Origin of the sequence: Glutamicibacter sp. M10, assembly GCF_025452055.1 — a bacterium.
Taxonomy (GTDB): Bacteria; Actinomycetota; Actinomycetes; order Actinomycetales; family Micrococcaceae; genus Glutamicibacter.
This window is the reverse complement of record NZ_CP104918.1, coordinates 1,054,484-1,073,870: the sequence shown is the minus strand read 5'-3', so window position 1 is coordinate 1,073,870 and position 19,387 is coordinate 1,054,484. Positions and strand designations below refer to the sequence as shown.

The following is a 19,387-nucleotide window of genomic DNA, read 5'->3' as shown; positions in this document are numbered from 1 at the left end:
TTTTTGGAGATACATCCACCATGTCTGAAACCTTGCTCAGCGGCGAAACGCGTAGCGAGCATGATCTGATTGGCGACCTCGACATCCCTGTGGAGGCCTACTGGGGCGTGCACACCCTGCGCGCCAAGAACAACTTCAACATCACCGGCACCACCCTGGCTGGCAACCCGCACCTGATCCGCGCACTGGCGCGCGTGAAGCAGTCCGCGGCCCGCGCCAACCACGAGCTGGGACTGCTGGACGCCGACCGCGCCCGGGCCATCGACCAGGCCTGCGAGTCCATCGCCCACGGCTCGCTGCACGACCAGTTCATCCTGGATCCGATCCAGGGCGGCGCCGGCACCAGCACCAACATGAACGCCAACGAGGTCATCGCCAACCTGGCCCTGGAAATCCTGGGCCACCAAAAGGGTGACTACCAGTTCCTGCACCCGAACGATCATGTGAACCTCTCGCAGTCCACCAATGACGCGTACCCCACCGCGGTGAACATCGCCACCCACTTTGCTACCCAGCCGCTGCTGGCAGCGATGCAGGTGCTCGAAGATTCGTGCAACGCCAAGGCCGCGGAATTCCGCACCGTGGTCAAGATGGGCCGCACCCAGCTTCAGGACGCTGTGCCAATGACCGTGGGCCAGGAGTTCCACGGGTGGGCCGTCACCCTGGGTGAAGACCGGGCACGTCTAGCTGAGTCACTGTCGCTCGTGACCGAAATCAACTTGGGCGCTACCGCCATCGGTACCGGTCTGAACGCACCGGCCGGTTACGCCGAAGCCGTCTGCCGTCACTTGCGTGAACTGACCGGTCTGCCGCTGACCACCAGCCCTGACCTAATCGAAGCCACCAGCGATGTGGGCGCCTTTGTGCACCTCTCCGGCGTGCTCAAGCGCGTGGCGTTGAAGATCTCCAAGATCTGCAACGACCTGCGTCTACTTTCTTCCGGTCCGCGCGCTGGCCTGAACGACTTGCATCTGCCTGCCGTTCAGTCCGGTTCCTCGATTATGCCCGGCAAGGTCAACCCAGTGATCCCTGAGGTTGTTAACCAGATCGCTTACCAGGTGGTCGGTCATGACTTGACCGTCACCATGGCGGCCGAAGGTGGTCAGCTACAGCTGAACGCCTTTGAACCAGTGATCGCACATTCCATCGGACTTTCACTTAAGCACCTGACCAATGGTTGCTTGACCCTGGCCGAGAAATGCATCGACGGCATCACCGTTGATGAGCAAGCGTTACGCCGTGAGGTGGAGAACTCCATCGGTCTGGTGACCGCGCTGAACCCACGCCTAGGCTATGCCGCATCCACTTCGGTGGCTCTGGAAGCATTGGCTACCGGACGTGGCGTTGCAGAGTTAGTACTCGAACGCGGGTTGCTTTCTGCACAAGATCTCAATGAGTTGCTCTCCCCTGAGCGCCTCGCTAACCTCTCCGACTAATTTCAAGGATCCTCATGGACTCATCTACCCCGCACGCCACAGCGCCGCACGTGCCTGATGCCGCGCTCACCGCTGGCGATAATGATTACCACAAGGGCTTGTCCTCGCGACAGATGCAGATGATCGCCATGGGCGGCGCCATCGGAACTGGCCTGTTCATGGGTGCCGGTGGCCGACTGGCCGATGCCGGACCGGGCATCGTGGTCAGCTACGCAGTCTGCGGCTTTTTGCCTTCCTGATTCTGCGTGCGCTGGGCGAACTGGTCATGCACCGACCATCCACCGGCTCCTTTGTTTCCTATGCTCGTGAGTTCTACGGCGAGAAGGCTGCCTTTGCCACCGGTTGGTTGTACTGGCTGAACTGGGTGATGACCGCGATTGTCGACATCACCGCGGTCGCCTTGTATATGGGCTTCTTCGGCAAGTACGTCGCCTGGATCGGCGCGGTGCCACAGTGGGTTTGGGCGCTGGCAGCGCTGGCCGTGGTGCTGGCTCTGAACCTGATTTCGGTCAAGGCCTTTGGCGAGATGGAATTCTGGTTTGCGCTGATCAAGGTCATCGCACTGGTGGCCTTCTTGATCATCGGTTGCTACTTTGTCATCTTCGGTACCCCGGTTGAGGGCCAAGAAGTTGGCTTCTCACTGATCACCGGCAACGGTGGCATCTTGCCTAACGGCTTTATGCCGGTGCTGGTTCTGATGCAGGGCGTGGTCTTCTCCTACGCTTCGATCGAGCTGATTGGTACCGCAGCCGGTGAGGCAAAGAACCCCGAGAAGGTTATGCCTAAGGCCATCAACACCGTGATCATCCGTATAGCTGTGTTCTACATTGGCTCGCTGGTTCTGCTTTCGCTGTTGCTTCCTTACTCCGCTTACAGCTCCGGAGAGTCACCATTTGTAACCTTCTTTGGTTCCATTGGCGTCAAGGGCATGGACGTCATCATGAACCTCGTGGTGCTCACCGCAGCGCTGTCCTCATTGAACGCTGGCCTGTACTCCACCGGTCGCATCATGCGCTCCATGTCGCTAAACGGTTCGGCACCAAAGTTCGCAGGCCGCATGAACAAAGCTGGCGTTCCATACGGTGGCATCGTGATTACCGCGGTAGTTGCTGTGCTCGGCGTTATCCTCAACGCTATTGTTCCGGCTGCGGCGTTTGAGATCGTCTTGAACTTTGCTGCCATTGGCATCATCGCCTCGTGGGGCATGATCGTGCTGTGCCAGATGGCCCTGGTGAAGTCCGTCAAGCGTGGTGAGCAAGATCGACCAAGCTTCCGCATGCCTTGGGCACCGGTGTCCGGTTGGGTCACGCTGGCCTTCTTGGTGATGGTGCTGGTCATGATGGCCTTCGATAACCCGGTAGGCACCTGGACCGTCGCCTCACTGGTCATCATCATTCCGATGATCATCGGTGGCTGGTACCTGTGCCGCGGCCGTATCAACGAGCTGGCACAGGCTCGCATGAACGCCAAAGCGCCGGCGAACGAGGTCTAAGCGACTTCGCTTTTACCGCGTAAACTGCGGCCCGGGAAACACAGCTTCAAGCTGATTTCCCGGGCCGCTGTTTTGTTTTGAAAGACCCGCCAAGGTACTGACTCCGATAATTGCTGGTCTTGTTTTAAGCGTTGAATCCCGCGACGCATAACCCCGACTTACTGGTGCAATCGGCACAAGATGATGTTGCGCTTTGCGAAGCTATTCGAAGCGCCGCTGGTCCTCAGAGTGTTCATCGCAAGTCCAGATTTTCTTGGAACCGCTGGTCTACCAGAAGCTAGTTCGCTCCACCTGTCTGACAAGGTCACTTGGCAGGGAAAAATTCGCTGGCTACCTATCGAAGAAGGCTGGCGTCTCTTCGTCGAAAACTTCGCCAACCTTCTTCAACAGAACCTATTGCGTGGTCCTACTCCTGGCGCTGTGAATCGCGGTCCAGATGAGACGTTTCTCGAGCTGAAAAACCCACCAAAAATTGTCGAACCAAAAAGACAACGAACGTCACGATAGCAATAGCGATTATTGCAACGACAATCTGCCACGGTTGCATTTCAAATACTCTCTTTCAATATGCTTCGATCATGAACCGAACGATGAGGTGGAGCCACCACCAGTATTGACGTTTAGGATCACTCCTACATCGCGACTAGTTGGTATTCCTGCAATTTTCACGGTTTGTCGGGCCTTCAACTGAGCTTTGGCCGTCTGACTTGAGTATGCAGAGCGCTTGATGTAGCTCAACGAGCCTTTTCCCATCCCGATTCCGCCTGTTTTGGGGTTGCTAATACTTTTGATGTAATGACCATTGCTCAGACTATAACGGAAGCTGGCCGTAAAACCTGCTGACCAAGTTACTGCTTGGTGCCACACCTGGCAACTGCTTTTATGCGTCATACCTACTTCGTACTTGGTTGTGCATCCCTTGACGCTAGCAGGCAATGCTAGCGGGAAACCACCCGTTGAAGCAGCGGCAGACTTGTCAGGAAATACGGTTTCACTGATCGCCGAACCATCCTCCCAAGATTTGGTAACGGTTTGCGAACCATCAGGATTTAATGCCTTGGTGACCTTCACAGGCGATTTCATCGTCTCAGAATCCAATTTTCTTCCTGATGAAATTTTTTCGAGAAGAGCACTTTGTTTAGCAACAGGGATATTCAGCTTTTCGAATGATTTCTCGATATATTCTAGGTCGTCCGCGCCCAAGAGCGATTCCGCATCAGAGATCCTTGTCTGCGATGACTGGACTGTTGAGGTGGCTGCGTAGGCCGGTGACATGCTGACAGCGAGACCCGCTGTTAATGCGCAACTAGCAACGGCAACTGACACTTTTTTGACTGCAATTCTCACTTATCCTCCAACTAGATTTTCTGGATACTGTAAAAATTACCGGCGGACAGCCTGGTTCCATCTGTACAAAAGTACAGAAGCCGAGAAGTTCTTAACTGTAGGTTCCTGGCCACAGGTTCTGGACAGAAATCGGGAGGTCAAGATCATTTACTCAACAACATCGGGGCAAGGCGTGGGTTACGTGAATCGTCCAGAAATCCTTCGCCTCAATCGGCTGGCACATTATCGGTTTAGCGTAACTTTGCCCCGACAGTAGTTTCGGGCTCTTATCAGTGGCAAGATGAGTGAGGTGGAACACTCTAAGCATTCATTTCATAATTTAGACAGCTACATCGGACTAGCCCGCGTCGGCGGATTGACGCTCTCCCCCGACGGAACACAATTGGTCACCACCATGAGCACCCTGTCCGAGGATGAAACTAGCTACGACAGTGCACTGTGGTCTATCGACCCCAAAGGACAGTTGCCAGCGCGCCGGCTCACCTTCGGCGAACACGGCGAATTCCAACCTCAGTTCACCGCTAACGGCGACCTACTATTCGTGGCCAAACGTTCCAGCAAGGACGACGCCAAACCTGAAGGATGGCTACTACCAGCGGCAGGTGGTGAAGCCCGTCCGGCCATTTCTCACCCGGCCGGCGTGCAATCACTAAGCGTCTGCAGTAAGTCACCGCAAACCATTGTGTTAAAAAGCAGCGGCCACAGCCGCGCCAAAGACCTTGAAGCCGAAGAAAAACTGCGCACGGACCGCAAAGACAAAAAGGTCTCCGCCATTTTGCACACCGGATACCCGGTGCGTTATTGGGACCATGATCTGGGTCCAGCAACTGCCCACTTCTATTCGGGCAACCTTCCTGAAGTCCAAGATTCTAAGCGCGCAGAACTCACCGATCTGACACCAGGCATCGGTGCCAACCTGCAAGAAACAGCCTTCGATGTTGCCTCGAACGGTGATTTTTTGATCACCGAATGGCAAGTTCCTGAAGGTCGAGCTTCCAGCGCACCGGGTCTGATGCGTATCGATCTACATACCGGCGCACAAGAAATGTTGTTGAGCCCGGATGACACCTACGAATACACCATTGGCAAGATCAGCCCAGACTCCAAGGAGCTGGCCTACGCACGCTGGCACCGTTCCACTGCGCAGACCGCCCCGGTCTTCGAACTGTGGCTGATGCATTTGGCCGATGGTTCAACCCACCAGATCGCCGATGGCTGGGACCGCTGGGTCAACGACATACAGTGGGTGCCCAATGGGCGTTCGCTGCTGCTCACCGCGGATGACAACGGGCACAGCCCGATCTTCCACCTGAGCCTGTACAACGACAAGATCACCCGGCTCACCGATGACGGCAGCTTCACCGACGTCACCATCAGCAGCGATTCACGCACCGCCTACGCGCTGCGTTCCAGCTACCTCTACCCGGCAGAGCCGGTGGCCGTGGACCTGACCCACGTCCACGAGCTCGAAGCCGGCGACTTCGCCGAAGCCACGCTACTGATCTCCCCGCCGAGCGCCCCGCGCTTCCCGGCACTCTGACCGAGGTCAGCACCACGGCCGAGGATGGTTCCACCGTCCGCGCCTGGCTGGCCCTGCCGGAGACGGCCTCGGCGCAGAACAAGGCGCCACTGCTGCTCTGGATCCACGGCGGTCCGCTGGGTTCGTGGAATGCTTGGAGCTGGCGTTGGAGCCCCTGGTTGCTGGTGGCCCAAGGCTACGCGGTATTGCTGCCGGACCCCGCCCTGTCCACCGGCTACGGCCAGGACTTCATCCAGCGCGGCTGGGGCCGCTGGGGCCAGGAGCCCTTCACGGATCTCATGGCCATCACCGATGCGACCGAAGCCCGCGAGGATATCGACGAAACGCGCACCGCCGCAATGGGCGGTTCCTTCGGCGGCTACATGGCCAACTGGGTGGCCGGGCATACCGACCGCTTCAAGGCCATCGTCACCCACGCCAGCCTGTGGGCTTTGGAAGGTTTTGGCAAGACCACCGATGCGGCGTTCTACTGGACTCGCGAGATGAGCCCACAAATGCGCGAGCAGAATTCCCCGCATCATTCGGTAGGAAATATTGTCACCCCAATGCTGGTCATTCATGGAGACAAGGACTACCGCGTTCCGATCGGCGAAGGACTTCGTCTTTGGTACGAACTTCTTGCTGACTCAGGCTTGCCACAAAAGGAAGATGGCAGTACCGAGCACCAGTTCTTGTACTTCCCGGATGAGAACCACTGGATCCTTACTCCGCAGCACGCCAAGATCTGGTACCAAGTGGTCACCGAATTCTTATCCCAGAAGGTCTTGGGAAATGAGCCAAGCGAACTACCTGAGCTTCTAGGCTAGTTAGTTCCCGAGTTCTCTAGCTACTTGCCGGGGTGGCAGTTATGGCTGCCCCGGCAACACTACTTGCCCAGGCGTATCTCCACCGGCGCCGCGGCTGGCTACCACCAGTTCACGCGCCCGCTTGGCAACATCAGCATCTCGCTCATCGAGCAAAGCCACGAGACGTTCTAGGTGTGTGGTTCGAGCCGCGAAGCCCGAGCCCATCCGTTGGGACAGGCTCATTGATGAGAGTTCTTCAGCTTCTCTCCATGCCATCATCAAGGCGCGTTCAGAGAGTCGTTGCCCAGCTTCGTCGGCACGGCTGGAAGTTGTAGCTCCTAGGACTGCCACTGCATTGATCTGTGAATCCTCCAGCCCCAGTGCCAGATGTTCCAGGCGCTTTCGAGTCTTTTCCAGCGAACGGGAGCCACGAGTGAATCGGGTGAACTGACCACTGGCGCCGAGGATGAATTGGATCAGCTGGAAAAGGTTGAGCACGGTGAAGAACAGCATGAAAGTCAGAATCCAGAACAGTAAAGCTACGCTGAAATCGGGTTTTTCGTATTCTGCTCGTTCCAGCACCCTGGCGAAGTCCCCGGCTTCATTTGAAACCTCCATGGACGGATATCTAGATTCGGTGATACTTCCGAAATCCCACGCGGTGGTTGAGCCCCACGATGCGTTTCCGCTGAGCACCGTGCCAGAGATCAGCCCTGGCACGATCCCTCGACCTTTGTCCGTAATCAACAAGGGAATGATCGTTAGGCCTTCGGGCAACTCTTTACTTTGTGAATCCGCACGATCCTGATATTCGTTCCTGATTCGCCAAATAGCTGAACGCACACTTTCAGCCGTTGACTCTCTGTATTCTGAACCTTCGATCGATTGTATTTTCAGGTAGGACTCTGCATCACGGACAGCAACCAACAGGTGCTGTTCCTGATCAAAGTCTTCCTCCATGTACCGTCGAATTTCGGCTTCATCGACTAGTCCTGCTTTGTCATCAATCTCTAAGACCATGCCCCGGCCAGTACCGTCATAGTTGCTCTGAGGTTTTTTGCTCACCTGATAGGTAATGATTCCGGCTGCTATCAAAGAACCGCAGAACAGTATTGATAACCATGCAACGATCTTGATGGTGCGGGCTTTGCTTGGTTCTTCGCCTCGACTAGCTCGTGCGCTGATCTGCCCGGCCACTTTCCTCAGCCAACCAGCCGATGAATCCTGAGCCGGTTGAGAAGCCTGATCCGTACTCAGGGTGTCTCCGAGAATGGCTCTGGCTAAGGAGTTTGCGGTCTTCAGCTGGTTCAGCGCTCCGTTGGCGGAAACCGGCGGCAGGCCCAAGGTGGAACGCAACTGATTGTGTTCAGCACTAACTTCTTGAACCGCAGGGCGCGTGCCGTGAGGATAGCGCCGTAGACGCCGAATAATCTGACTGGTGTGCCGGGCCAGATTCTTCTCCGCCGCAGACCAGGCCTTGACGGCGTCGCTCTGCGGTGAGTCCTTTGGGCTGCATCGAGAAGTGCACCTAACGAGTCACGTAATCCTTGAAGATCCTCGCCAGAGATCATCTTGCCCGGTGCATCTTCGAGTCTGATGAGAAGTTCGGTGGCCGCATCATTGATCGGAGTGCTCAGCTTGTCCATGGTGGATCCGGTGCCGGCCAACTTCGCATGCACCGAGCCGGCACCCATGAGACTATCCGCCAAGGCCGTCAGCTTGCGTGCCATCGCTTCGAAAGCAGTTAGCTCGTCACCGGTCTTTTGACTCAGCGATGTCTGGCGGTCATACACAGCTATAACCAGCGGGTCTTCACCACGTGCTGCGCTAAGAGACATTTCTTGTAGCTGTTCCCAGGCTTCGGTGAAACCTTTCGGGCGACGAGATTCTTCAGCAGCTACATAGGTTGCTTCCAAGGCTTCAAGGTCCAAAACCACGCGGGCCAATTTTCGCTGCGCCACGGTCAACCGACGACGGCGTGATTCCCAGCGAGATCGGAAACGCAGTGCTGTCACTAGAAATGCAGCGGTCACCATGGCGCTCAAGCCCACTAAAGAAAACCAGAAAATCGGTGAGCTTGTCTGCGAATCATCTAGTAACACTGCTGCTGTGTCTGCCGCCGCAATGACAGCCTTTGGACCATGACCGACCGATACGTTGGACTTGAATGCGTCGTGGATGTCATAACGCATGTCTGAGTTTTTATCATCGTTTGGCGCCAGGTCATGAGCTATCCCGACACCGCTGAAACGTTCATCGATCTTGTAGTTCTCGGTCTTCAGATGATCCATTTTCGAGGTAATTAGGACCTGACCGTTAGGGACCATTGCGCGCTGGGTTTCATCTGCAGTAAGCCAGCGATCAACAAGAACTAATTTTAATGGCTTTGATGATCGAACCGGGTGTGCGGCCAGTTGCGCATTAACACGCTGTTGAGTGATGTTGTAGTCATGTTTGCCTTGGATCTCTACCGTCACTTCATAAGGAAGCGGCACGCTCGCCGCGTGCACCGCAACGGCGGCACGCACACCCAACAGTGCGGTTATGAGCGCCATGAAGAGCGAAGCAATCGCGGCCCAATGGACGGGCCGGCGCAGGCGCCGACCCTCAGAATCATGCATCAACCGTGCTCGCATCAGTTGCCCCGGCTTTCCGGTACGAACCTGCGGAGCACTGAAATCGGATCATCATCCTGAACTTCAGAGTTTGTCAGTAGCCCGCGAATTTTCGCAGCCAGCTTGGGTTCTAGTCTCGCTGGCCCGCTAGCCGCCTCATTTAGGCAGGAGGCCAGCACATTTTCGAGTTCATCTCGCAAGACCCAGAAGTCTTGAAGAAGTGGCAATGCCGACTGCGTTGCGGACTTTTCCTTGGTCAGTGCACGAAGTTGTTCTAGCTCATCGGTGTGGGTAACGATGATGGTGCGCGCAGCACGGGAGACCTCTAGCTGGCTTGTTCCAGAACCGTCGAGGAAGGCAACAAGCAGTTCTATTCCTTCTTGATGCTTACTGATAATTTGATTCCAGATAGGCAGCGCTGCCCGCGGCCCACCAGCCAAACTGTTGGACACCTCTACTGCCCGGCTTAGGAGTCTGAGCTCTTCAGCTTTTTGTTCTAGCGCGCGTGCCTGCGTTGGAGATAGCTGCTCTGTTGAGTTCTCATCAGTGTGCACCACACTAGTTCCAGGACCTTCGTGCAACGCTTGCTCTCGCTGTGACTGAACCTCACCGATTGCCCTAGAGCTGCTGAGATTCTGCGTGGTTTCTATTCTTTCCATCTTGGAATCGCGCAGTTTTTTCAGATGTCGCTGGATCGAGTTTTCCCACCGCTCTGAGTCCTTACCGAGTTGTTCGATTGCAACCTGTTGTGCCTTGCGGCGTTTAGATCTCAAGGCAACAAAGACGATGGCTAAGGCAATCACGGCAAGAAAACCCAAGGCGATGCTCAACGAGATCTTCTGATCCAGTGGTGCGTCGAGCTCTTGGGTGGAAGACAGTGCTACCGCACTGATTCCTTCCGTATAGTTTCCGGCGGCAAATTGTTCTTTGCCTGCGTCGACTATTTCTTGTTTGCTTCCGGGATCAACTTCACTTACGTTGCGTCCGGGGTCAACAGATACTTCAACTTCACCTCCGGGCTTTTCCGGAAGCATCACACCGATGACTATCCACCCGGCACCGACGTAGCCCTGCGTTTTGCCATCTTCCAGCCAGTCATCACTGAGCGCGTCGGTGTCGCCAAACAGCAGCATGCCGCGCACCAATTGGCCTGCGCCCTTGAGGTTATTTGGCTTCTGATCCACGCCAAGAAGAATCTTGGCATGCTGGTCATCCACCGCGGCCCGGACCTCGTTCATGATTTTTTCTGAATCAACGTTATCGATGGCCGCATCTGTCACCGCTAGATAGAACTTGCCCTCTTGCGAAGTGACAGTAGGGATCAGAATTGATTCATCGTCTTCTTCTTCATCACTAGGCGAAGCCGAGGGGTAGACGGGCTGCGAAGACTCTGAGCTCGCTGCAGGGACACTGGCTTGAGCAGGAATACCAACTGCCCCGACGCCACCGCCGAGCAAGATGATGGCGCTGCCCAGCCACGCTGAGAAACGAAACGGCAGAGCGGTACGAGTGCGAGTCATGGACTCAACTGTAGCAACAAGAGGTTGATTAACTCGGCGTCATGACAAACCGCCAGATCTAGCGTGGAAGTGGAGTCCAGTTGCGTCCTACTTGACCTAACTTCTCAGGATTGGATACCTGCAAAATTCGTTGAATCACACCTTCAGCGATATCAATGATCACAACGTCTCGTCGGCCTTCCATAGTGAAAAGCAACGCTGGTTCACCGTTGACCTGTCCCGAGAAAATGTTCCGTCCCGGGTTCTTCCGCTCAATACCAATGAGGAAACGAGCAATCCGGCGCGCTCCAAATACTGGGTTAATCGCAGCTCGCACCTTTCCACCGCCATCAGAGTAGAGCGCCGCGTCTTGGGCTAATAGCCTGACTACGCCTTCAGCATCTGTTTGGTGGATCGCTTGAACAATCTGACTGAGCATTGCCGATAGCCCGGTGTCTTCGCGTTCGGGCGCTGGTGATTGACCTAGCTTCTTGGAAGCCCGGCTGAGCATTTGGCGCACCGCGCCCGGACTGGTTTCGAGCACCTCGGCGATGTTCAGGGCCGTATACCCATGGCGTGGTGCAGCACGTATGCGGCCCTTGATGAAGCAGGGAGCTCTTCGAGTAAATGGAGAACTCCCAGCCTGAGCATTGAATCGTTAATTGCAGCGTCTTCCGGCAGCACTGCCCGATCTATTGGCTCGGGCAACCACGAGCCAACATACTGCGTTCGTTGGTGCTGGGCCGAACGCAGCACGTCGATGGCTCGTCTGGTGGTGAGCGTGGTGAGGAATCCGGGCCAATTGTGCACTTGTGCTGCCGAGGTCGGCGCCATGGTGAACACTTGTTCACCGACGGCACCGACGATGTCTTCGGCTTGGGCCCAGACGCCGAGCATGTTGTAGGCCAGCACGGTCAGCCGAGGCTTCTCAGCCTGCCAGTGCGCAAGTACTGCGTCGGTCTCTGGTTGCTCCACGCGCCCGATCGTATCAGTCATGAAGGCAGCTAGCCGCGTACTGGTGGTTCGATTCGGGTGGTGATGGCAATGCGGTTCCAGACGTTGATCGTGGCAATCGCAAAAATCAAGTTGCCGATTTCTTCTTCACTGAATTCCTCGGCCGCCGCGTTCCACACCTCGTCGCTGACTCCGGTTGACGGGTCTAGCCGGGTCACCTCATCGGTCAAGCGCAGGGCAGCACGTTCGGCATCACTAAATAGTGGTGAATCGTTGTAGGCGGCGACGGCAAAGAGCTTGGCTGCGGAGATGCCTATTTCCAATGCATCATGTGAGTGCATGTCTGTGCAAAAGGAGCAACCGTTAAGGATTGAAGCCCGTAACTTGACCAGTTCGTAGAGGTCTTTAGGCATCGAAGTACTGGCGTAGGACTCTAAACCGAGTACGGCGGCGTAGCCCTTGTTGTGGGTTTTGTTGAGGTTCATGCGCATGGTGCGCCTCCTGGAAATCGACTCTCCGGCAGGTTTCTGCCTTCTATAACTCCGTCGATTCAGAAGCATTAAACGTGACAGCCCCAAGGAAAAACTTTTTGAAAGTTTTCCTTGGGGCTGTTCTGGGCTAACTAGTCCAGCAGCATGGCTGGCTCTTGCAGGATCGATGCGACGTCAGCCATGAAGCGAGCCGACAGGTCACCGTCCACTACACGGTGGTCGAATGAACCACCCAGGGTGGTGATCCAGCGTGGGACCACTTCGCCGTCAACAATCCAAGGCTTTTGGCGGATCGTACCGAAGGCAACGATGGCCACCTCACCCGGGTTGATGATTGGGGTACCGGTGTCGATGCCCAACACACCAATGTTAGTGATGCTCAGCGATCCATCTCGCATATCTTCTGGACGGGTCTTGCCTGCACGAGCGGTTGCAGCCAAATCGTTCAGTGCGATAGCCAGTTCCTTCATGTTCAGGTCCTGGGCATCCTTGATATTTGGAACTAACAGCCCACGTGGGGTTGCCGCAGCAATGCCCAAGTTCATGAAACGCTTCTGGTGAATCTCTGCACCATTTTCGGTCTCAACCCAGCTGGCGTTCACCGAAGGGTTACGTGCTGCAGCCCAAATAACTGCGCGAGCTAGCACCAGCAACGGTGAAACCTTGATGCCTTCAAAGTCGCGAGACTTCTTCAGTCGCTGCACGTATTCCATGGTGCGGCTGGCATCCACGTCAACAAAGATCGATACATGCGGAGCAGTAAAGGCTGAGTCAACCATCGCCTTGGCGGTTGCCTTGCGGACACCGCGCACCGGGGTGCGCTCTACGCGGGCGTCAGCCAACTGGCCGTGAGCCCAGTAGGTTGGTGCTGCTGCGTGCTCGGCCTCGCGCTGAGCCTGGTAGCTGTTTACATCATCGCGGGTGACTTCGCCTTCGGTTCCGGTGCCCACCACATCATTGATGTCAATGTTCAAGTCCTTGGCCAGACGACGCACCGGTGGTTTAGCTAGCACGCGGTCAACAAAGTTGGCCACTGCTGGCTTACGACGGTCTACTTCTCCGCGTACTGCAGTACCCAAGGACTGGGCACGACGCGAGATGGTGTCAGCCAGTGCCGATCCTGATGCCCGGACAGCATTCGAACGCTGTGCAGCGGCCGATGGTGCTGGGCGGCTGGTTCGGGTGCGGCGTACCGACGAATCAGCGGTAGGACCGGAGCCCACCAACGGGCCGGGTTCTTCCGAGGCCTGAGGCGTTTCGGCGCTTTGCACTTCGGCACGTTCTGGAATGCCAGTTGGAGCCGCCGCATTGCCGTCTTGGTCAATGCTGATCAGCGGGTGATCCACCAATACGGTGTCACCCTCAGATGCGTGCAGTTCAGTGACGACACCGGCAAACGGGCACGGCAATTCAACAAGTGACTTTGCGGTTTCAATTTCCACAAAAATCTGGTTGACCTCGACGGTGTCGCCGACCTTGACCTTCCAGGAAGCAATGTCCGCTTCGGTCAGGCCTTCGCCCACATCGGGGAGATTAAAGACTGTCATGTTTACTCCTTGGGTTCCGCTTTAGTAAGCGAAGGACCGGTCGAGGGCTTCAAGCAACTTGTCGATGTCCGGCAGGTATTGGGACTCCACCTTGGAAATTGGATACGGCATGTGGAATCCACCAACACGCAGTACCGGAGCTTCCAATGAAAGGAAAGCACGTTCGGTGATTCGAGCAGCGATTTCGCCACCAATACCGCCGAAGGTCGGAGCCTCGTGGGTGACGATCAGGCGTCCGGTCTTCTGCACCGACTCGGTGATGGTGTCAAAGTCGATCGGTGAAATCGAGCGAAGATCAATGACCTCAATGCTGCGGCCATCTTCCAGCGCAGCGTCCGCGGTAGCCAAGGCAATTGGTACCAGTGGACCGTAAGCCACGATGGTGGCGTCGGTACCTGGGCGAACTACCTGTGCTTTGAATGCATCCAAGGCCGGAGTTTCGGTATCTACTTCACCTTTGAGCCAGTAACGGCGCTTAGGTTCAAAAAGATCACCGGGTCCTGGCAAGCGGCAGCTTGCTGGATCATCCAGTAGGCGTCGTGTGCGTTGGATGGGGTGATGATGCGTAGGCCTGCGGTGTGGGCAAAGAGCGCTTCCGGGGATTCCGAGTGATGCTCAATGGAACCGATGCCGCCACCGTAAGGAATGCGGATGACGACCGGAGCAGTCAAGCGTCCCTCGGAGCGTGCGTGCATTTTGGCCAGCTGGGTAGTGATCTGGTTAAAGGCAGGGAAAACAAAACCATCAAACTGGATCTCAACAATGGGGCTGAATCCACGAAGGGCCATGCCCACCGCGGTGCCAACAATGCCCGCTTCACCCAGTGGTGAATCGATCACACGATGTGCGCCGTGCTTGGTGATCAGTCCGTCGGTGACACGGTAAACGCCACCAAGACGTCCGATGTCTTCACCCATGAGCAACGACTTGTCATCACTCTCAAGAATCTTGTCCAGGCCGGAGGTAATTGCTTTGGCCAGGGTCATTGTGGTGGTCATTTACTGCTCTCCCTCGGCCGCATCAGCGAATCCTGCTTCATATTCCAAGTGCCAGGCCAGTTCTTCCTGGATCAGTGGATGCGCTTCTGCATAAACCTGTTCAAAGGACTTCGCCAGTGGTGGAACAGGGAAGGCCATGGCGTCTTCACGGACCTTGGCTGCCATTGCGTCTGCGTCGGTGGAAAGCTGTTCAAAGAACGCTTCATCAACGAGGTTGTTTTCGCGTAGGTAGGTTTCGAGTCGAATCAGCGGATCCTTGGGAGCCCACTGCTTTTCCTCTTCGCTCATGCGGTACTTGGTGGGATCATCGGCGGTGGTGTGTGCACCGAGTCGGTAGGTCACCGCTTCGATCAATACCGGTCCCTTGCCACTGCGGGCATGTTCCAGTGCCCAACGAGTTACTGCAAGAACGGCCAAGACGTCGTTGCCGTCAACGCGTACACCAGGCATGCCGTAGCCGATGGCACGGTTGACCAATGGGACCTTGGACTGCACTTCGAATGGCACAGAGATGGCGTACTGGTTGTTCTGGCAGAAGTACACCACTGGGGCGTTGAACGAGTTGGCGAAGACCATGGACTCGTGGGTTTCACCTTCGGTGGATGATCCGTCACCGAAGTACGCTACGACTGCGTTGCCTTCGGCTGCACGGCGCTCTTCGTCCCAGCCATGCTGTTCCATGTTCATCGCCATGGCGTAGCCAGCTGCATGTGGCATCTGTGCGGCAAGGACCATGGTGTACATGTGGAAGTTGTTTTCCCGAGGATCCCAACCGCCACCGGAAATGCCGCGGAAGAGGCGGAGCATCTCCGAGAATGAAACGTCGCGGGTCAGCGCTACACCGTGTTCGCGGTAAGTAGGGAAGATATAGTCGTTCGGCCGGGTGGCACGACCCGAACCGATCTGGGCTGCTTCCTGTCCGCGCAGCGGAACCCAAAGCGCCAGTTGGCCCTGACGCTGCAGCGCCGTGGCTTCTTGGTCAAAACGGCGAGTCATTGCCATGTCGCGGTAGAAACCGCGCAGCATCTGATCGTCAACGTCACCCAGATACGCGTCATACGTTTCGTGGGAGTGACGCTGGCCGTCCGGGGTCAGGATCTGAATTAGATCCGACTCCGTCGCCTCGGTAGCAGCACGCGTCATTTATCTTCCTTTGATCATAAATATGCCCCAGACGGAATACATTCCGCATGGGACATATACGGCTTGTCTAACTCCTAAGCCTATAGCTATTGACCGCTAAAACGCGAGATAACGAGTCCGATCAGCTGTCCGCCAAATCCCGTGATTCGTTGCACAGTTCAATGAATCGATCATTCGCTTCGATTTCACCGATGGATACTCGCACACCTTCGTTCGCAAAACCGCGCACCGAAAGCGCCACAGCATTAGCTCGCTCAACGAACTCCCCGGTCTTTTCGCCCAGTGGGAGCCAGACGAAGTTTGCCTGTGTTGACGGAATATTCCAGCCTTGTTCTACCAAGGCAGCAACCACTCGTTCGCGCTCCTGAACTAACGCTTCAACGCGTTCCAGAACTTGATCAATATGTTCTAGCGACGCCACCGCTGCATCTTCGGCGACGCTGGATACCGCAAACGGCGTAGCCATCACACGAATGTTGTTGGTGATTGATGGGTGGGCAACCGAGTAACCCACGCGAAGATTAGCCAGACCATGAGCTTTAGAGAAAGTACGCAGCAGAACCACGTTTTCATTCTCGTTGTAGGTATGAATTCCATCCACGGATTTCTCATCACGGACAAACTCGATATAAGCCTCATCCAAAACCACAAGGACGTTCTTGGGCACCCGGGCCAGGAAGTCATCAACTTCGGCCTGAGTCAGAATTGGACCCGTTGGGTTATTTGGGGTGCATAAGAGAATCACCGATGTGTTTTCGTTCACGGCCGCGATCATTGATTCAAGATCATGGCGACCATCCTCAAGCAACGGGATCTCAACAGGAAGAGCACCCGCAGTCTGAACCAGAATCGGGTAGGCCTCGAAGGATCGCCAAGCGTAGATCACTTCATCTTGGATGCCATCTTCATTCTGTCCTGCAAAGGTATTCAGGATCTGAGTCAGCGCACCGAGGGAACCAGCCCCGGTCACGATATCTTCGGCTGGCACATCCAAGTAATCAGAGAGTGCTTCGCGCAATTTGCTCGATAGCGGATCCGGGTAACGGTTCAAGTTGCTCTGCTCAATGACCGCTTGCTGCACCGCTTCAAGCGGTCCAAAAGGATCTCATTCGACGAGAGCTTGTAGGGCGTAATGCCTTCCACCACTTTTGGTGGCTTGCCCGCTGCGTACTTTGGTAAACGTGCAACAACGGGACGTGGCTGCACCTGGCCTGGGGTCACCGGATTCTCAGTCATGCTTCAAAGCCTAGTACGCAATTCAAGGCTGATTACACCCATCCCACATTCTTGTCTCAGCTTTTTATGCCAGAGTTAAAGCATGAGCTTCCTGATTCGAGTCATCATTAATGCTTTGGCTTTGGCCGTGGCAGTCTGGATTGTCCCAGGCCTGCAGATTGGCGCCGTAGGCGACGGTGCAGTAAACACCGCCATCGCGTACCTGATCGTCGCAGTGATCTTCGGTTTGGTGAACGCCCTAGTTCGCCCAATCGTCAAGTTCTTCACCCTGCCCATCACCTGCTTGACCTTGGGCTTGTTCACCATTGTGATCAACGCACTGATGCTGCTGCTGACTTCATGGCTGACAACTTTCACGCCCATCGAATTTGTTATCGAACATTTCTGGTGGGATGCCATTGCCGGCACCATCATCATTGCGATCATTTCGGCAGTGCTGGGATTGTTCGTCAAGAGCGACAAGAACTAAACGGCAAAAACTAAACACAGCAACTTCGCTGAGCTGCACAGAAGGTGGTTTCCATTGGAAGCCACCTTCTTTTTGCCTCCTCACGCCGTCCTCTATTTAGTGCCCGGGCGAGATGGTGCCGAGATGTTTGACGACCTTTTCTTGCTGTTCCTTAGTCATCGTCCTGGGCTTTCGCTGGATTTTGAACTTTTGTGTCTTGATCGGAGTTCTCGGCAGGTGAAAAGCATCAAGCCGCTCCCTGACTTCTGGCCGAGTGTCCAGATCAAGTTCTTGTAGGTGATCTCCATAGTTGATGAGCTTGTGGGGTGTCCCGAAAGTGGATTCCTCACGAGTGAGCCGTTTGATTCGTTCGCTTGGCCCATCAAAAATCGTGGTGAGGTGGTGACGCCCACGATTCTTATTCGGGGTGCCATCTAGGCCTGGAACCATGTCTTTCTTATCTTCAAGGGACAAGCTGCGCACGTCATCCGGGATGTCGATACTGGCTATTGGCGAGCCCAAGGTAATCATCTTGTTCAGTTTGAACTTGCCCTTCAGTTTCTTGTTCTTCATCAGCTGCGCGGCGTGAATACCGCCTTGAGAATAACCCGAGAACGTCACCTCGGACCCATCTTTGGCTCCGCTGTCTTCTAGAGCTTGAGCTATGGCATCTGCGTAGTTCTCGGACTCATACCCGAAGCCATCCCCTACGCCCACATCATCAAACGGCGACTCGTATTCTCGTCCGTCCTGAGTTCCCGGCAGCATAACGATATAACTGTCCTTATCGGTCTGCACGACCATGAACTTTCCATTTTCTTCAGGTCCTTGGTCTTCAAGCATGCTGTGTAACTCGTAGTAGCTGTCTAACCCGCCGTCCACGCTGACGTATTCAGGTGGATCTTTCTGCGTAATCACGATTTCTTTGTTCTGCTGGTTTCTGAAATGCCGAAGCACTGTTGCAAGATGTTTGGTTTGGTTCACGATTTGCTGCCCAAAAGTCTGCCCCCATCCCGAAGTCAGATCTATGCGGAAGAACATCATCAGCCGGAGCGCCGTTTCCATATCTTCGGTGGGCGGGCGCATGTCGTTGTCTTTCATCCCGGAAAAATCTCGGCGATCGCGTGTGGAACGGAGGTCAAGAGAATCTCATGCTCAACTCTGGCCTCCGCCGCTTCGTAATTCCCGCGGGCCTGACCAATAGTCGCGGTGATGTCTTTGCTGTCCTGACTGGAGAGGTTAACCAGCGCCAGTCCCCCAACCAATTTGGAGGCCAGGACGTCAAGGCTCGGGCTACGCACAACTTTGCACACACTCATGCCCAGCGCGCTGAGCCGATGTTGACTTTGCTCCGCAGCACGCTGCGCTGCTTTGACCCGCTCTTGAACTTCTTCAAGATCTCGGGTGACCTTCTGACACACCAGATAGGCCTTGGCGTAATCAAACTCGTTGTAACTGACTTCATACCCCATGATCAGAAGACCAATTTCTGCTTCATGATTTCTAGTTCCAGCTCCTGAATCTCACGTGTCGCACTGCTCATGTAACCCTCGGCGTCAGCCAGCACCTGGTTGAGCTTCTCAAGCCATGAGCTCAGATTAACTACGCGATCATAAAAGGCCTGTCCAGCCTGAGATTGCCAAGTCAATGACCCAATGGAATCAAGCTGAGTAATGGCAAATCTCGTAGTCTTCTGAGCATCATCCAGCTGAAACGCCATCGAGTCCAACGTCGCCGAGAACATCATTTTCTTGCTCCTTATCAATCGATTCTTGAACCTCATCATGAGCGCGAGAGGTTAGTTAGAACCGAGGAATGCTCCCCGTTGTGGAAACCTGTCGGATGTAAAAGATGTG

The 19,387-nt window shown here is 55.4% G+C and carries 16 protein-coding genes and 3 pseudogenes; 5 read left to right on the top strand and 14 right to left on the bottom strand.

Annotated elements, in window-relative coordinates:
- Window positions 1–20 precede the first annotated feature (20 nt).
- Both N6V40_RS05230 and N6V40_RS05225 read left to right on the top strand, forming a co-directional pair.
- Window positions 21–1,436, top strand: coding sequence for an aspartate ammonia-lyase (locus N6V40_RS05230; protein WP_262199275.1), 1,416 nt, complete (start codon window positions 21–23; stop codon window positions 1,434–1,436).
- Window positions 1,437–1,450: 14 nt separating this feature from the next.
- Window positions 1,451–2,928 (top strand): annotated as a pseudogene (locus N6V40_RS05225) (amino acid permease).
- Between the two features lie 576 nt (window positions 2,929–3,504).
- On the opposite strand, the gene N6V40_RS05220 reads toward N6V40_RS05225, so the two are convergent.
- Window positions 3,505–4,275: a hypothetical protein gene (locus tag N6V40_RS05220; RefSeq protein ID WP_262199274.1), complete on the bottom strand. Its 771-nt coding sequence runs from the start codon at window positions 4,273–4,275 to the stop codon at window positions 3,505–3,507.
- A 289-nt stretch (window positions 4,276–4,564) separates the two neighbouring features.
- Here N6V40_RS05220 and N6V40_RS17285 point away from each other — a divergent pair, with 289 nt between their 5' ends.
- Window positions 4,565–5,815, top strand: coding sequence for a TolB family protein (locus N6V40_RS17285; RefSeq protein ID WP_315973773.1), 1,251 nt, complete (start codon window positions 4,565–4,567; stop codon window positions 5,813–5,815).
- Window positions 5,812–6,621 (top strand): alpha/beta hydrolase family protein, encoded by an 810-nt coding sequence (locus N6V40_RS17280; protein ID WP_396268621.1) that lies wholly within the window; start codon window positions 5,812–5,814, stop codon window positions 6,619–6,621. Before N6V40_RS17285 ends, N6V40_RS17280 begins: the two co-directional genes overlap by 4 nt.
- A gap of 39 nt (window positions 6,622–6,660) precedes the next feature.
- Here the strand turns inward: N6V40_RS17280 and N6V40_RS05210 are convergent, their stop codons facing one another.
- The 10 genes and pseudogenes from N6V40_RS05210 to N6V40_RS05165 all read right to left on the bottom strand — a co-directional run bounded on the left by N6V40_RS05210 (window position 6,661) and on the right by N6V40_RS05165 (window position 17,083).
- Complete coding sequence (locus tag N6V40_RS05210) at window positions 6,661–7,956, bottom strand: hypothetical protein (RefSeq protein WP_262199273.1); 1,296 nt, start codon at window positions 7,954–7,956, stop codon at window positions 6,661–6,663.
- Window positions 7,908–9,221, bottom strand: coding sequence for a DUF5129 domain-containing protein (locus N6V40_RS05205; protein WP_262199272.1), 1,314 nt, complete (start codon window positions 9,219–9,221; stop codon window positions 7,908–7,910). Before N6V40_RS05205 ends, N6V40_RS05210 begins: the two co-directional genes overlap by 49 nt.
- Before the next feature lie 14 nt (window positions 9,222–9,235).
- A complete protein-coding gene (locus N6V40_RS05200; RefSeq protein WP_262199271.1) occupies window positions 9,236–10,735 on the bottom strand; it encodes a hypothetical protein in 1,500 nt (499 codons plus the stop codon).
- Window positions 10,736–10,793: 58 nt separating this feature from the next.
- On the bottom strand, window positions 10,794–11,258 hold the full coding sequence (locus N6V40_RS05195) for a sigma-70 family RNA polymerase sigma factor family protein (protein ID WP_262199270.1): 465 nt from the start codon (window positions 11,256–11,258) through the stop codon (window positions 10,794–10,796).
- Window positions 11,259–11,269: 11 nt separating this feature from the next.
- Entirely contained in the window at window positions 11,270–11,710 is a 441-nt protein-coding gene (locus tag N6V40_RS05190; protein ID WP_262199269.1) for a sigma-70 family RNA polymerase sigma factor family protein, read from the bottom strand.
- 8 nt (window positions 11,711–11,718) lie between these two features.
- Window positions 11,719–12,153 (bottom strand): carboxymuconolactone decarboxylase family protein, encoded by a 435-nt coding sequence (locus N6V40_RS05185; RefSeq protein ID WP_242632495.1) that lies wholly within the window; start codon window positions 12,151–12,153, stop codon window positions 11,719–11,721.
- Window positions 12,154–12,290: 137 nt separating this feature from the next.
- Complete coding sequence (locus tag N6V40_RS05180; protein ID WP_262199268.1) at window positions 12,291–13,706, bottom strand: dihydrolipoamide acetyltransferase family protein; 1,416 nt, start codon at window positions 13,704–13,706, stop codon at window positions 12,291–12,293.
- 21 nt (window positions 13,707–13,727) lie between these two features.
- Window positions 13,728–14,704: pseudogene (locus tag N6V40_RS05175) on the bottom strand (alpha-ketoacid dehydrogenase subunit beta).
- On the bottom strand, window positions 14,705–15,847 hold the full coding sequence (gene pdhA, locus N6V40_RS05170) for a pyruvate dehydrogenase (acetyl-transferring) E1 component subunit alpha (protein ID WP_131089247.1): 1,143 nt from the start codon (window positions 15,845–15,847) through the stop codon (window positions 14,705–14,707).
- Between the two features lie 121 nt (window positions 15,848–15,968).
- Window positions 15,969–17,083: pseudogene (locus N6V40_RS05165) on the bottom strand (histidinol-phosphate transaminase).
- A gap of 82 nt (window positions 17,084–17,165) precedes the next feature.
- On the opposite strand from N6V40_RS05165, the gene N6V40_RS05160 reads away from it, so the two are divergent.
- Window positions 17,166–17,552, top strand: a complete 387-nt coding sequence (locus N6V40_RS05160; protein ID WP_262199267.1) for a phage holin family protein — start codon at window positions 17,166–17,168, stop codon at window positions 17,550–17,552.
- Window positions 17,553–17,648: 96 nt separating this feature from the next.
- Here N6V40_RS05160 and N6V40_RS05155 read toward each other — a convergent pair whose 3' ends face one another.
- The 3 genes from N6V40_RS05155 to N6V40_RS05145 are packed head-to-tail and all read right to left on the bottom strand — an operon-like array spanning window position 17,649 to window position 19,278.
- Window positions 17,649–18,632 (bottom strand): hypothetical protein, encoded by a 984-nt coding sequence (locus N6V40_RS05155; RefSeq protein ID WP_262199266.1) that lies wholly within the window; start codon window positions 18,630–18,632, stop codon window positions 17,649–17,651.
- Window positions 18,629–19,003 carry a hypothetical protein gene (locus N6V40_RS05150; RefSeq protein ID WP_262199265.1) on the bottom strand — a complete coding sequence of 125 codons (375 nt, stop codon included), beginning with the start codon at window positions 19,001–19,003 and terminating at the stop codon, window positions 18,629–18,631. The genes N6V40_RS05155 and N6V40_RS05150 overlap by 4 nt, the downstream gene beginning before the upstream one ends.
- Window positions 19,004–19,005: 2 nt before the next feature.
- Entirely contained in the window at window positions 19,006–19,278 is a 273-nt protein-coding gene (locus N6V40_RS05145; protein WP_131089251.1) for a hypothetical protein, read from the bottom strand.
- Between the last annotated feature and the right edge of the window lie 109 nt (window positions 19,279–19,387).